The 14,923-nt window shown below is 41.6% G+C and carries 11 protein-coding genes; 4 read left to right on the top strand and 7 right to left on the bottom strand.

From position 1 onward, the window contains the following. Positions 1–5: 5 nt before the first annotated feature. The 5 genes from AAC000_RS17350 to AAC000_RS17330 all read right to left on the bottom strand — a co-directional run bounded on the left by AAC000_RS17350 (position 6) and on the right by AAC000_RS17330 (position 5,634). The gene (locus tag AAC000_RS17350) at positions 6–578 is read right to left on the bottom strand and encodes an SCO family protein (RefSeq protein ID WP_339724420.1); all 573 of its coding nucleotides are present in this window, start codon (positions 576–578) and stop codon (positions 6–8) included. Further along, positions 565–1,338, bottom strand: a complete 774-nt coding sequence (locus AAC000_RS17345; RefSeq protein ID WP_339724419.1) for a formylglycine-generating enzyme family protein — start codon at positions 1,336–1,338, stop codon at positions 565–567. The genes AAC000_RS17350 and AAC000_RS17345 overlap by 14 nt, the downstream gene beginning before the upstream one ends. 91 nt (positions 1,339–1,429) lie before the next feature. Beyond that, on the bottom strand, positions 1,430–2,830 hold the full coding sequence (gene nirK, locus AAC000_RS17340; protein WP_339724418.1) for a copper-containing nitrite reductase: 1,401 nt from the start codon (positions 2,828–2,830) through the stop codon (positions 1,430–1,432). A gap of 317 nt (positions 2,831–3,147) precedes the next feature. Beyond that, on the bottom strand, positions 3,148–4,182 hold the full coding sequence (locus tag AAC000_RS17335; protein ID WP_339724416.1) for an MBL fold metallo-hydrolase: 1,035 nt from the start codon (positions 4,180–4,182) through the stop codon (positions 3,148–3,150). Positions 4,183–4,608: 426 nt separating this feature from the next. Continuing rightward, positions 4,609–5,634 (bottom strand): LacI family DNA-binding transcriptional regulator, encoded by a 1,026-nt coding sequence (locus tag AAC000_RS17330; RefSeq protein WP_339724414.1) that lies wholly within the window; start codon positions 5,632–5,634, stop codon positions 4,609–4,611. A gap of 307 nt (positions 5,635–5,941) precedes the next feature. On the opposite strand from AAC000_RS17330, the gene AAC000_RS17325 reads away from it, so the two are divergent. The 4 genes from AAC000_RS17325 to AAC000_RS17310 all read left to right on the top strand — a co-directional run bounded on the left by AAC000_RS17325 (position 5,942) and on the right by AAC000_RS17310 (position 13,600). After that, positions 5,942–8,290: a TonB-dependent receptor gene (locus AAC000_RS17325; protein WP_339724413.1), complete on the top strand. Its 2,349-nt coding sequence runs from the start codon at positions 5,942–5,944 to the stop codon at positions 8,288–8,290. A 121-nt stretch (positions 8,291–8,411) separates the two neighbouring features. Continuing rightward, entirely contained in the window at positions 8,412–10,805 is a 2,394-nt protein-coding gene (locus tag AAC000_RS17320) for a glycoside hydrolase family 3 N-terminal domain-containing protein (protein WP_339724412.1), read from the top strand. 131 nt (positions 10,806–10,936) lie between these two features. Then, the gene (locus tag AAC000_RS17315) at positions 10,937–12,406 is read left to right on the top strand and encodes a sulfatase (RefSeq protein WP_339724410.1); all 1,470 of its coding nucleotides are present in this window, start codon (positions 10,937–10,939) and stop codon (positions 12,404–12,406) included. An 84-nt stretch (positions 12,407–12,490) separates the two neighbouring features. Beyond that, positions 12,491–13,600: a prolyl oligopeptidase family serine peptidase gene (locus AAC000_RS17310; protein WP_339724408.1), complete on the top strand. Its 1,110-nt coding sequence runs from the start codon at positions 12,491–12,493 to the stop codon at positions 13,598–13,600. A gap of 295 nt (positions 13,601–13,895) precedes the next feature. On the opposite strand, the gene AAC000_RS17305 is transcribed toward AAC000_RS17310, so the two are convergent. Together AAC000_RS17305 and AAC000_RS17300 are read right to left on the bottom strand one after the other, a co-directional pair. After that, positions 13,896–14,282 carry a GreA/GreB family elongation factor gene (locus tag AAC000_RS17305; RefSeq protein WP_339724406.1) on the bottom strand — a complete coding sequence of 129 codons (387 nt, stop codon included), beginning with the start codon at positions 14,280–14,282 and terminating at the stop codon, positions 13,896–13,898. Positions 14,283–14,507: 225 nt separating this feature from the next. Further along, positions 14,508–14,909 (bottom strand): GreA/GreB family elongation factor, encoded by a 402-nt coding sequence (locus tag AAC000_RS17300; RefSeq protein WP_339724404.1) that lies wholly within the window; start codon positions 14,907–14,909, stop codon positions 14,508–14,510. Positions 14,910–14,923 lie beyond the last annotated feature (14 nt).

Below are 14,923 nucleotides of genomic sequence, written 5' to 3'. Positions count from 1 at the left end.
CTTAATTAAAATGTTTTGAGTTTCTCTACTGCTTTTGCCGCATTACTCATCACACCAATTTCTTGAAATTTGATCCTCCCCTTATTATCTAGCACTGTTATAAGGTTAGAGTGATTAACCTCATTGTCTTTAACGTTTTGATATTTGACGTCTAACACCATGGCTAAACTACGCACATCCTCAGCGCTGCCGGTTAATAAACGCCAGTTTTGCATATTGAGTTTTCTTTTTTGCGCAAAATCCCGCATAACCTCAGGGGTATCAGAATCTGGTGTTAATGAAACCAAAATAAATCCAACATTTTGTTTTTCATCTTCACTCAGCTTATTTTCCATGGACTGCATAGTAGAAACAATAGTTGGACAGGTATGCAGACAATGAGTATAAATCAGACTTAACACCTGCTTTTTACCGCTAAAACTGTTAAGTGTCAGCTCATTACCGTCTTGATCTAACCAAGTGTTATTGAGCTGATACAACGAATCTTGGGGTATGTTTTGCGAGTTTACCCGCAAAACCACAAGTAAAAGTACTAGCCCAATCACTTTCATTAAAACTACCGGGTTAACGTTTAACATTTATTTGCTCCTTAGACGATGCACATCGAAACCCTAGGTTGGGAAGGGTAAATTTTGCTTGTAAGCTAGAACGAAAACCAAAACGCATAAAAGCTGCATAGTCACTGGGGTCCGCTGCACCTTGGGCTCCCGCCGCACAAAATAGCTTTTGATCTATACTGCTATCCCCCCTTGACTCTCCGCTGACTAAAGCAGAATTAAAATCTTGGGTCCATTCCCATATCAAGCCATGTAAATCTTGTACGCCCCAGAAATTCGCTACATTGCCCCCCACGTCCGGTAATTGTTTACGACTAGGTTGGCTATACCAAGCCAAAATTCGCTGCTGATAGTTCTTTTCCTGACTACCATCAACAAGGGTTTCACTGGCACTTGCTACCCGTTCCCACTCGGCTACTGTAGGCAAACGCCTATCCAGAGAACGGCAATAAGCTTGTGCAGCAAACCAAGACACATTGATCACAGGACTATTTAGCTGCGCATTTGAGGGTAATATTTCCCCTCCCTTATTGCTCCAATGTTGTAAGTATTGTGGCTCAGCAAATAGTTGCGGAATGACTTTTGGCTGCCAACTTGGATTGACAGCAATAAACTGTAAATACTGCTGATTGGTAACAGGCCTTATATCAATACTAAATGCCTCTACCTTAGTTTGTGGACTGTCTTTACTCATGTAAAGAGGGCGGTAATCCCCTGCTGGGATCTCCACCATATCGTGTGTACCTACTAATACTAGTGATGTCAGTAACCAAGCTATCATTATTCTAGAATCCGCAGTTTTACAGGCCTTGACGCCCAGGTAGGTTCACTGAAAACATTCATATCCGAGAGTCAGCTGTGGCTAAAAGCACCTAGTGACGCCTATTCGCGACTTCTGCGGCTGACATTTGTCCACCTTTGTTACCCCAACTATTGAGAACAAAGGTAATGACATTGGCAATATCTTGGTCACTTAAGCGCATGGCAGGCATAACACTGTCGTATATGCTGCCATTAACTTTAATTGGCCCAGTCAAACCTTTAACGATGGCATCAACTCCCAAAAGAGGATTAGCATTTAAATAATCAGATTTTGCCAGTGGTGGAAATGCTGAAGGAATACCCTGTCCATTTGCTTGATGACAAGCGAGACAATTCGCTTCGTAAACGCGCTGCCCAAAACGTATCTGCTCATCTTTTGATTTGGCAGTGGCCACAATGTAATCTTCATCCATGGTTTGAATCGCCGAACCTTCAGGTAAATACACATTATCAGCTTGTTTTCCTGAGTATATGGCGGGCGCTTCAGGCCCCTCAACGTTAAGCATCGCCAAAGCACCTTTATTAAAGGCCCTAAAAATAGAGTGATCTACAATAATAAAGGTACCAGGTACGTCCACTTTAAACTCCACTATGGCTGCACCACCAGCGGGAATCAGGGTCGTTTGCACGTTGTGATTTTTCAGATCGCCGCCCTCAACATAGACAGTGTCGAATATCTCACCAATAACATGGAAGGAAGAAACTAAATTCGGACCGCCGTTACCCACATATAATCGAACCGTTTCACCCACATTAGCAGTTAAAGAGTTTTCATTAGTAATGCTACCAACCGAACCATTAAACACCACATAATCAGCATCTTCATCAATCGCCTTTTCCATATCAAAAGGCTGTAGGCCGGCTTCGCCGTACTCTCCTTTAGTATAAAAGTCGCCTTGTACCACATAGTATTCTCGGTCAACGGCTGGCAAACCACCTTCAGGCTCAACCAGAATTAAACCGTACATGCCGTTGGCGATATGCATTCCCACAGGTGCTGTTGCACAGTGATAAATATATAAGCCTGGATTAAGTGCGGTGAAACTAAAGGTGGAGGTGTGTCCTGGCGCAGTAAATGAGGATACGGCGCCACCTCCAGGACCTGTTACTGCATGTAAATCGATGTTGTGTGGCATTTTTGAACTAGGGTGATTGGATAAGTGAAATTCAATTTCGTCGCCTTTTCTAACACGAATAAAGCTGCCGGGAACGGTTTCCCCAAAAGACCAAAAGACATAATCCACACCGTCAGCGATTGAGCCTACTTGCTCTCTCGTTTCCAGATTGATCACCACCTTTGCGCTGTGATCTCTAGTAATAGGCGGTGGCACCATAGGTGGTGCAGTCAATACTGCTTGTTCAGTTACTAAACTTTTTCCTTGTGCATTGACACTTGTCATCCCTGCTAATAACACTAGCCACAAAGTCGCTTTTATCTGTGGTATTTTCATAAGACGATCCTCTTGTTGTTTTTTTGGGGGAACAGCTTAAAACGTCAGTATCAGAGAGTTCTGTTAGTAAAGAGTTGATGTGGATCAAACAACTGTTACTTAAGAAGGTTATAGGCTCAAATAAAAAATCGGTGATAGTTGTGGCTATAGTAACGAATCGCACTCGATAAGATGGCGGTGATGATTTTACGGCTTTTGCATTCAATTGAATTAAGAACAACAGAAAAAACTAGACCTCTAAACGCTTGCTAGCTGGCGCACCAAAAGATTGCTGCGCCCCGGTTTTCTGTCTATTACGCTGTTTTCACCTTAAACCTTTATTTTAAGGTGAAAACAAATTGCCCCTTGGCATTGATTTCGCGACTACATTCACCTGCAAAATATAGATAATTGAGGTGGGAAAATGCTTCAGCAATCGCAAAAAATATATTTTTTGAACTCAGTTTACGCTTGAACAAAACAGGCAAACATTGCTCTATGGTTTTGCCTTGCTCACAAAAAGTTCTGAGATTGTGCAAATGAGCATGATGATGGCTAATCAGCTCGTTGACTCGGGTATGTAAACCATAAAATGGTTGCCTGTGAGAAGGTAAAACTAAACAATCTTCTGGCAACTGAGTAAATTGTGGCAAAGTATCTAAATACAACTTCAGTGAATTAGCGTTAGGTTCAGTGCTATACACGCCAATATTTGGCGAAATGCCTGGCAGAACGTGATCCCCAGAAATGAATATATTAGTGTCAGCATTAAATAAACAAACATGTTCTGGTGAATGACCTCGACCAATATACACTTGCCAATCATGCTCCCCAACTCGCAAAGTATCACCAGCTTGCAAACGATAAAATTGTAATGGAATCGGCCGAATGACTTGCCCTACTCCTTGACCTTCTTTACGATTTTTCTTGGCATTGCTGACATACTCTTCTGACATACCACAGCGCACTAAATACTCGTCATCTTGCCAATCGGAGGCTCCGCGAGCACCGGCAGATAGAGCTCGAGCGGTAAAATACTCCACTTGGCTCATATAGAATGGAATGCGAAACTTCTCCACTAAGTACCCAGCCATGCCAATATGATCTGGATGTAGATGTGTCACTATGACTTTAGTGATAGGTTTTCCTAAGGTATCGAGCAACACATCCCAAAGTGCCTGTGTTTTTTGAGTGCCAATGCCAGTATCAATTAATGCGTAGCCCTCTTGTCCATTTTGATTATCTTCAAGTAGGTAAAGATTGATATGGTCAAGATCAAAGGGTAATGGCATACGCAACCAAAATATACCCGGGGCCACTTCTTGCAGCTTGCCTGGCTCAGGTATGTCAGCATCTATAAAAGTCACTTGCACAGCTTTTCTCCCCATACACCTATGGTGTCTTTGGTATCCCCTATCTAATTTGAATACGGCTTAGATACATTCTCCGCATCAATATTAAACCCAATAATTCCAGCAACTACCAAGCATCATTATGTATTGATAAGTATCAGAGTTTTGAATTAGTAGAAAAGTAGAGATAAACAATTCACCTGACTGTTGTGGTGAATTGGACTCAATTTTAAATGTCTAGTGAATAGCGGAACTGAAGATTGCGCCTGAAGAAATGTATAACATCTGAGTGACTTCTGATGTAAAAACCAGCGTATATTTATAGATACTCACTACAATATTATTTTAATGATATTGATATTATGGAAACATTTTTAGTCCTTAATAAACGCAAAGATATTACCTAAAACCATTAGGTTACTGGGTAAAGTGCTCAGAAATAAACCTTTACGTGTTCAAAGGTCCACAAGAGTTTCTAATTAATAATTCACATTTAGGTTTAACAATCTCAGTGACGTCTTCTTTTTGAATGAATTTTCTAATAAGTAATTTTGCAGCTTCATAACCTAACTCTGTCACTGGTTGTTTTACTGTTGATAATGGTGGCCACAAATATTCTGCTAACGGGTCGTCATCAAATCCCATCACAGATAGGTCATAAGGAATTTTTTTATTAAGCTGAGAAGCCACACGGTAAACTATTGAAGCACTGGCATCATTAATGGTGAATATAGCGGTGGGAGGCTTTGGCAACTTCAATAACCGTCGTGCTGCATGTTCTACTATATTGGGTTGATAGGCGTGCTGTTCAACCAACTCAGATCTTTCTTCAATACCCGCTTCTGCTAAGGCTTTTTTATATCCTTCATAGCGCCAACTTCCCGCTGCGTGCCCTACCAAATAACTGATAAAACCAATTTCGGTATGACCATGTGAAATAAGATATTGGATAGCTTTTTGTGTTGCAGTCACTTCATCACAATGGACCAAATCATTACCACTAATATCTCTCGGAGAAATACGAATTATAGGAATATTTTTCCTATTGAATAGTTCCAAGAGTTCCTGATTTTCACCCAAAGGAGGTATTAAAATAAAGCCATCTGGATTTGAACGTTCGATCATATGCACAACACTCGGCATAAGATTTTCTCCGCTAAACTTAAGTGGACGAATGAGCACATCATATCCAAGTTCATCACATGCAGATATAGCGCCTCCGATAACCATATTCGAATAAAAATTTCCTCTGTAATCAAAGTAAAGTACTGCAATAAGATATGATTGTTTGGTCCGCAAACGTCGTGCATTAAAATCTATTTTGTAATCTAGGTCCTTAATTGCCTTATTTACCTTCACAACATTCGTTTCACGAACTCGGGGATCATTATTTAGAATTCTGGACACTGTCTTAATCGAAACGTTAGCCAATCTCGCTACATCATGAATGGTACTGTTTTTTTCTTCTTTCATTTTCCGTTTACCGTTTATTGGGACCCGCGACTCTTATTATATATTAACTTACGAATAGGAACCTATCGCTCATCAAAACAAAAGACAACGATAGCACTTATAGATAGAAATAATAACAATCAATATACCAAAAATAACCAAATCATTGTTTTTAAACAATTTATCTTATTACGACATTAATAAACCCAAAAGACAACGATTGTAACAATCAAGACTTACTGCTATTGTTAATGGATAGTTAACATAATGAAAAAATAATTTACCTAAGCTCTAACACTACAAATTATTGATTTGAGGAAACACACTAATGATTAAGAAACGCCCACTGGCAAACGCTTTACTGATTGCTTTAGGCTTGATATCGCCATTACAAGTATTTGCGCAACAACAGAATGAAAATTCCAAAGATAACATCATGTTGGAAGTTATCGAAGTAACAGCACAAAAACGTGTCCAAGGATTTTTAGAAGTGCCGGTTGCTGTTACGTCTGTTTCTGGTGAAACACTAGAGGCAGCTCAAGCAACCGAGTTTCAGGATTTAGTACAGATAAGTCCATCAGTAACTTTCAACCAATCAGGTGACATGCGTGGTTCAGGTGTAAACATTCGGGGAATAGGTACAACCGCATTTCAAACAGCAGTCGAGCCTACAGTAAGTACAGTCATAGACGGTGTGCCTTTAGGGCGAACAGTACAGTTTTTATCTGATTTAGCGGACATTGATCGCGTTGAGATTCTTCGAGGGCCCCAAGGTACCTTATTCGGTAAAAACGCATCGGGTGGTGTAATAAGCGTGTACACAAAACGACCTGAAGAATTCTTTTTTGGTGAAACCCGTTTGACCTTATCCGATGACAATGCATATGGCATCATGGGACAAGTGACCGGACCATTAAGTGATGGTGTTCGCGGACGACTAGCTTTCTATTCACGGGACTTTGACGGTTTTGTTGAAAATGTCACCACAGGTGAAACCATCAACGGTGACAACAGTAAAGGTTTCCGCGGTAAGCTTGAGCTTGATGTGGGCAGTGACGGCAACTTATTGTTAATTGGTGATTATTCAAAACAAGACCGCGATTGTTGTACAACGATACTGAAGGACGTTAATCGCGATTCCTTTTTTGATTTTCTGCAGTATGGCGAAGATTATGCTGATATTGATCTTGGCCCAGAAAATAATAAGGTTAAATTGGGCAGCCCAGTTTATTCTAATACTGAAACCAGTGGTATTTCGGCCGAATATAATCATAACTTCGGTGATTTCACTTTGACATCCATCTCTGCATTTCGCGGTTTCACACTTGAATCAGCTGAAGATGCAGATCTCAATCCCTATACCACTCCTGTAACCGGTCATGTATTGTTTACTAAAAATGGCGCGTCGGGTGGCGGTAATCAAGAACAATCACAGTTTTCCGAAGAGTTGCGTATAGCAGGTCAATTAACTGACGATATTTTCATAACAATGGGGGCTTTCTATTGGGAGCAATCCATTGAGCGATACTTTGAACGGGAGGTGATGCGTTGTGCTGACCCTTATGATGCAGAAATTGGCACAGAAGCTTGTTCTGCTGCTGGCTCGGGCATTGGATTTAATAGTTTTGATTCCATAGTAGATACCACTAACTATGCGCTATTTAGCCAAGCTGAATGGGGAATTACTGACGATCTAACGGCATCATTAGGGTTACGCTATACCCATGATGAAATTGAAATTGATTTCGCCCGCGGTGATGCAGTTCTGACAGGTCCTTTTCCCGGTATGCCAGGTTTACCAGGAGCTGCGGCTGATTTTTCCAGTGACACCACTGACAGTGCTGTAACCGGGCGTTTCTCCCTTGCTTATAACTTAAACAAAAACAGCATGATTTTTGGTAGTTATGCTGAGGGCTATAAGGCCCCCGCTTTTGATTTGATTTTTTCTAGTACTGAAAGTAGTACAACACCTATCCCGGCGGAAACAAACAAAGCCTGGGAAGCAGGTATTCGTTCAGAATTACTTGACCGCCGCTTACGCTTGTCATTCACTGGTTTCCACACCACTTTTGAACACTTCCAAGGGCAAGCATATGACCCACAAACCATCACATTCTCTTTAACCAGTGCTGGGGAGGTCATCACCAAAGGATTAGAAGTAGAATTTACAGCGAAACCAATACCCGAGTTACTGATAAATGGAGGCATAGCCTTTATAGATGCCACCTACGGAGAGTTTTTGGGGGTACAGTGCTATTTTGGTCAAACGCAAGAAGATGGCTGTAATTCAGGGTTTCAAGATATTAATGGAGGTGATGTACCTAACTCACCTAATACTAAACTCACTTTATCTGCAAAATATGACATCTACCTTGAAGGGAATATGGATATGTTTATCAGCGCAAACTATCGCTGGAGAGATGAAGCGCAAACCAATCAAAATCAGTCACCAGATCTGATATTGCCAAGTTACGGGGTACTGGATTTCACCCTTGGAATTCAGGCGGATGATGGCCAATGGACAGCTGCTTTGTTTGCAAAAAATGCCCTAGATGACAACTTTGTTTCTCAATTAAGTCCAGGTTTTCTCGATCCTTCAAACACTAGCATGTACCTGACCCGTGATTATCAACGTTATATGGGAGTCGAGTTTACTTATCGTTTTGGTGCTTTTTAACATTCGTCAAATGAGGAGAATAGACGTGTAATTTAATTTTCCTCATTAATGCACTGAATAACTAAATCGCAACGTTTATGGATTCAACCCCATTAAGTAAATTAATTGAAGGACCCAAGTTATGCTAAAAATAAATCACATTCTGCTTATGGTTTTTACCTCTGCATTTTTTACCGCATGTGATAGCGCAGAAGTAAAACCTAAATCAGTTGCAAACCCTATGAATGACCTCACTGTTGATACACAAGCCGTAGACTCGATTTTGGCTAACATGTCGATAGAGGACAAAGTGGCCATTGTCAGTGGCATGGGGTTTTCACTTGATGGTAAAAAGTTAGGTGCTATCGACCGTGTTCCAGGTACGGCAGGGTACACTGCTCCATTATTACTCCAAGGGTTAAAATCAATCGCTCTTGCAGATGGACCAGCGGGTTTGCGTATTTGGCCAAAACGGGAGGGCGAAGAGCGTACTTATTATGCTACCGCGTTTCCTATCGCCACCATTGCCGCATCTACTTGGGATACAGCGGCAGTAACACAAGTCGGACAGGCCATGGGAAATGAGGTCAAAGAATACGGCGTGGATGTTTTGTTGGCGCCAGGTATGAACCTTCATCGCAACCCCTTAGCGGGTCGCAACTTTGAATACTACTCTGAAGATCCATTGCTCTCAGGATCAATGGCAGCCGCCATGGTCAATGGTATTGAGTCGAACGGTGTTGGGGCTACAATCAAACATTTTACTGCTAACAATCAAGAAACAAATCGAATGACAGTAGACACATTGGTCAGCGAGCGAGCGTTAAGAGAGCTGTATCTTAAGGGCTTTGAAATCGCCATCAACAAATCTCACCCTTGGGCAATAATGAGCTCGTACAATGCGGTAAATGGAACATTAGCTTCTGAAAATCAAAAATTATTGACTGAAGTACTCAGGGAGGAGTGGCAATACGAGGGTGTGGTGATGACAGACTGGTTTGCTGGCAAAAACCCAGCGGCACAACTTAAGGCTGGCAACGATCTATTGATGCCTGGGGTAGAAAAACGTACTGAACAACTTAGAAGTTCTATAAAAAATGGGGAGATACTAGAATCACAAATCGATATCAACGTACGCCGGATTCTAAGCATGTTATTAAAGTCTCCCACCCAAAATGATTATCAATACTCTAATGCCCCTGACTTAAAGGCCCACGCAGAAATTGCGCGAAGTGTCGCGGCCCAAGGCACTATTTTATTAAAGAATAACCACAATACCTTACCACTAGCTAACAACATTCGGCATGTTGGTGCTTTTGGTACGGGCTCTTATGCTTTTTTTGCTGGTGGTTCAGGTAGCGGTGATGTCAATGAAGCCTATACCGTATCACTTGTGGAAGGCTTAGAGAATACCGGTATTAATATTCATAAGGCACTGAGTGAGCGCTATGTAGAACATCGTGTTATTGAAGAAAAGAAACGACCTAAAAAAGCGTTTTTCTTTGCCTTAGAAAAGATGCTACCTGAGATGCCCCTCGAACAAGCGCTCGTTGATAAAGTTGTGGCTACTACTGATATGGGTCTGATTACAATAGGCCGTAATTCAGGAGAGTTTGAAGACCGCGCCTTAGAAGGCGACTTCTATTTGACCCAAGCAGAAAAGAACATGATAAAACAAGTATCTGAGTCTTACCATGAAAGTGGGAAAAAGGTAGTGGTGGTGTTAAATATTGGAAATGTGATAGAAACCGTCAGTTGGCGCGACCAAGTTGATGCCATCATTCTTCCTTGGCAAGGTGGGCAAGAAGCAGGCAATGCGTTAGCCGATGTGTTGACGGGGAAAGTTAATCCTTCAGGTAAGTTACCCTCAACCTTCCCGATTAACTATGATGATGTGCCCTCTGCTGCTCAGAATAACTTCCCTGGAATTGAAGACCCAAATGGTGAATCTTTAATAGTAGCAGGGCTAGATTGGGGTAAACCATCAGAAGTACTCTACCAAGAAGGGATTTTTGTAGGGTATCGTTATTTTGATACCTTTGAAGTCGATGTCGCTTACCCATTCGGTTTTGGTTTGTCCTATAGCACATTTGCTTTCAGCAGTGCACATGCTGGAAAATCACTGCAAAACGCTGATAACATAACTTTTCCAGTTACCGTAACTAATACCGGTAGAAGCGCTGGTCAACAAGTTGTCCAGCTATATGTTTCAGCTCCAAGAGGCAACCTGCCCAAACCGAAAAAAGAACTAAAAGACTTTGCTAAAACCAAAGTATTACAGCCAGGGGAAAGCCAAACACTGAGGTTGTCAGTCAATAAAAATGAACTGGCATCTTTTAGTCCAAGGCGAAGAGCATGGATAGTCGATAAGGGACGCTACCAGTTTCATTTAGCTAAATCGGTGAATGAGGTTGTACTGAGTGCGTCACTTCAAGTACCGACATCTAAAGTAGTGAGTGAAGTGATTGCCGACCTCAGCCCCAAGTCAACAATGAATGAATTAAGCATCCCGAACCCAAAAGATGCTACAAATTGACTTCATTATCCAAAGAAGTGTGTGTATTGGCCTTTATTATTGGCAAGCTGAAATAATCGTAAAACTATTACTGTAAAGGCCAAATCAATTTGTTACGGCTACAAAGTGAAGTTAACTGGAACACTATCATAATGAAAAAACTGAATTTAACTCTAATTTCTCGTGCCATCTTTTGGTTAGCTATTGCTTACACAAGCAACATTTACTCGACAGAAATCGAAAAAATGACGCCACCAAATATTATCATTATATTTGCCGATGATATGGGATATGGGGACATGAGTAACAATGGTCACCCGACAATTAAAACTCCCAACCTTGACAAAATGGCGGCTGAAGGACAGAAGTGGACCAATTTTTATGTTGCAGCACCTGTTTGTACACCTAGCCGTGCGGGATTAATGTTGGGGAAATATCCTATCAGAGCTGGTTTGGCGTCTTCCGCTCCCTATCGAAACGTTTTTCGTGAAGATTCACTTGGTGGTATACCAGATAGCGAATTGACCATTGCTGAAGCGTTAAAAGCCAAGGGTTATAAAACTGCTATGGTGGGTAAATGGCATTTGGGACATATGCCTGAGTCACTGCCTACACATCACGGTTTTGATAGTTGGTTTGGTGTACCTTACTCCAATGATATGAACCAAGATTGGGGCTTGATCAAAAAGTTAAATGGTGACGATTGGAGTTTAGCTAACTGGAGTAAAGGCAAACAATGGACAGAGCCCAAACCAGAATATTTTAAAGTGCCCTTGATGCAGGATGAAACAGTATTGGAATATGGACCAAATCAGCATGAGTTAACAAAACGTTATACCGACAAAGCAACAACCTTTATCAAGGAAAATAAACAACACCCCTTTTTTCTTTATTTAGCTCATGCCATGCCTCACGTGCCACTTTTTGCTTCTGAAGAATTTACCGGTCGCAGTACACAAGGATTATACGGTGATGTGATGGAAGAGCTTGATTGGTCAGTTGGCCAAGTATTAGAGACTCTGCGTGAGCAAAGCATTGCAGAAAACACCCTAGTGGTATTCAGTTCTGATAATGGTCCGTGGTTATTATTTGAAACAATGGGTGGCAGTGCAGGACTATTTCGAGGCGGAAAAAATGAAACTTTTGAAGGAGGCCTACGGGTCCCTGGATTTTTCTGGTGGCCGGGTCATATCAAACCTGAATTGGTACATGATATAGGTTCAACAATCGATTTATTACCCACTCTTGTGAGTATAGCCGGTGGAAAAGCCTCAGAAAATTCCGATGCCTATGATTTATCAGACACCTTGTTGAAAGGAAAAACTGGCATACGTAATGAGTATTTTTATTATCGAGGAAACCAAATTTATGCTGTTCGAAAAGGTCAATTTAAAGCCCACTTCCTGTTTAAAGAAGCTTACGGAAATCCACAAGTCATCGAATATGAATCCCCGATTCTTTACGATCTAAATGCTGATCCTAGCGAGAAGTATGACATTGCAAAAGATCATCCTGAATTGGTAAGCACATTACAAAAAATGCGAATTGAACAAATGGCCAGTGTGAAACCTGTACCGAACCAACTGATTCGTTGCAAAAAAGGCTCGCGATTCTGCCCATAAAGCAGGATTTCATGCTTGTTAAACACTCGCTCAATTCAATCGCTACTTCACTTAATAAATAGAATACAACAGTAGGAAAAAATCATGAAACACCGAACTTTGTTAAACCAGGACGAGCCTATTTTTAGACCACTGTTACGGCAGTTTGCAGTATTGTTTATCCTGTTAGCAACGAGCTGGACAACTTTCGCGGATACCGTAAAAGTACCACAAGTGGATAGTAAGACGTTTGCCACTGAGCCACTTAGATTAATCAATGGCATAAGTGGCACTATGGTTACATTTACCAGTCACTCCCCTGCGGATTACGCCAATATTATTAATGGTAAACTTGGCTCAGCAGTAGAATTAAGCGCTCAGTTATTTATGCCAAAGAACGCGTCCTCTCCCTCTGTGCCAGCAGTGATCATCAACCCAGGAAGTGGCAACATAGGGCCTCACCATATTCATCAAGCCGTCACGCTAAGCTCCGCTGGGATTGCCGCCCTATTAATTGACCCTTTTTATGGCAGAGGCATTACCGATACTATTGGTGACCAAGGTCAAATGAGTTTTGCAGCTAGCACTTATGATGTGCTTGCTGCTGTACAAAAGTTGCGTCACTCTGCAGGGATAGACTCAACACGTATTGGTGCAACCGGAGGAAGTAGAGGCGGTACCGCGGTAATGATGGCAATCGCAGCGCCACTTAGCGAAGTAGTACTAGGTGACGGAAACGGAATTAACACAGTTGTTGCGGGGTATCCTTGGTGTGGCGTGCAATTTAGCCGCCCGCAACTAGCTAAAGGCGCATCCCTCCTTGTCTTGCATGGTGACGCTGATGATTGGGTTTCGCCTATAAAATGCCAAGGCGCGGTACAGGCATTGCAGTCTGGTGGCAATGATGCCCAGATAATGATGTTTCCAAATGCACTACATGCTTTCGACAGAGAAGGCGTTGATCCGACTGAAATTGCTGACGCAACATCAGTGGTAAAATTTCATACTTTATATATCAATAAAGATGGCCAATATTTCGATCCTAGAAGCGGAAAAATGGACCCGTCCTTAACAGCAAAAGAATTATTTACTTATGCTGCCACCGGCGGATTTATCAAAAAAGGAGTGCATATAGGCTCAACTGGTAATCAAGCGGTGGAATATAACCAAGAGATGCTTACCTTTTTTGAAGCTCGACTATTGAAACAACCGTAACGCCAGAATTTTGAGTCGGTTCCAGTGTTAAATTTGGGCGTACATAACAAAGGCGGAAATCGCACTTATTTCAGCGATTCCGCCATTTTTATTTAGATAATCGTCAGGCTAATATTGCCCATTATCCCCCACTCAAATTAAACGACTCCTAGTTCAAAATAGCATCGACGACGCGACGCCCCCCTCCGTAATATTTATCCCAAGTACTTAAGTTGCCGACTTCCCCAAACTCTGTAGTCGTGTCGCTGGCTCCTACAAATAGGTTCTTCATGAATAGCTTTAAACTTGGTCACAATTACTGCACTTTCCCTTTCACATTGACTATTTCCACTGATTGCAGCCCTCGCTGGGTTTGCCATTTAATACACTGACCTGTTTGTAAACCAATTAACGCAGCGCCTATAGGGGCAAACACAGAGATACTGTCGTCAAACTTGATGGTGTCTGCGGGTAAACATAAGGTTTTGGTGAAAGTTTTTTGAGTGTCCAAAATTTTAAATGTAACCTGGCTGCCTAAGGCTACTACATCTTCTGGCAGGTCTTTAGAAGAAACGATTGTGGCGCGATCTAACTCTTGCTCTAGGGCACAAATAAACTCGATAGGTAATTTAGAACGTTCTAATTGATTTTCTAATTCCATTAAGTCGGCTTTTGAAATAATAATATCGGGTTGCTTTTCCATAATTTCACTCTTATTTTTTGTTAAAAAAAAGGGGCTCATATGAGCCCTTTTGCGATATAGGCTATTTTTGTTTTTCTTTTAAGGAGTGTTGTGGCTTTTTCTTATCTTTCTCTGTGTACATGAGATATCTTCCTTCAAAAAAATGAAATACGTTTAACTGTATAAATACTCTTCAAAGATTGATTACTCCAAGGCTGTACCCTTCTTTTGTTACTGTATAAAATTTTATTTAACGACCGCAGCCCCATTGTGACTTACGGAAAAAAGTAGCCACTGCAGCTCGCCTTTTGCTGTTTTCACATGGGCCATTTCGCCACAACGTAGCCCTAATAACGCGAAGCCAATGACTGACGTAAACGACACTATGCCTTTAGACGGATACGCTTTTTGGTCTTTCACTATCCGCAAGGTCAAATATTCCAAAGTAGCTTCATTTCTAATTAGTACAGTACTTCCAATCCGAACACGGTTTTCAATACTGGCGCTTTGACTCCCACAGAATTCAAGACGATCCAGTAATTCCCCCAGAGCCATAGGATCTAATAAGATTCGATATCCCGCGTCTTGAAGTATCGAATCAGAAGGACAAATTAAGGTTTTGCAAGACCTGAAAATACGCGTAAGCACGGCTAACTCTCCAA

Origin of the sequence: uncultured Paraglaciecola sp., assembly GCF_963977085.1 — a bacterium.
GTDB lineage: Bacteria > Pseudomonadota > Gammaproteobacteria > Enterobacterales > Alteromonadaceae > Paraglaciecola.
This window is presented reverse-complemented; position numbering and strand designations above follow the sequence as displayed.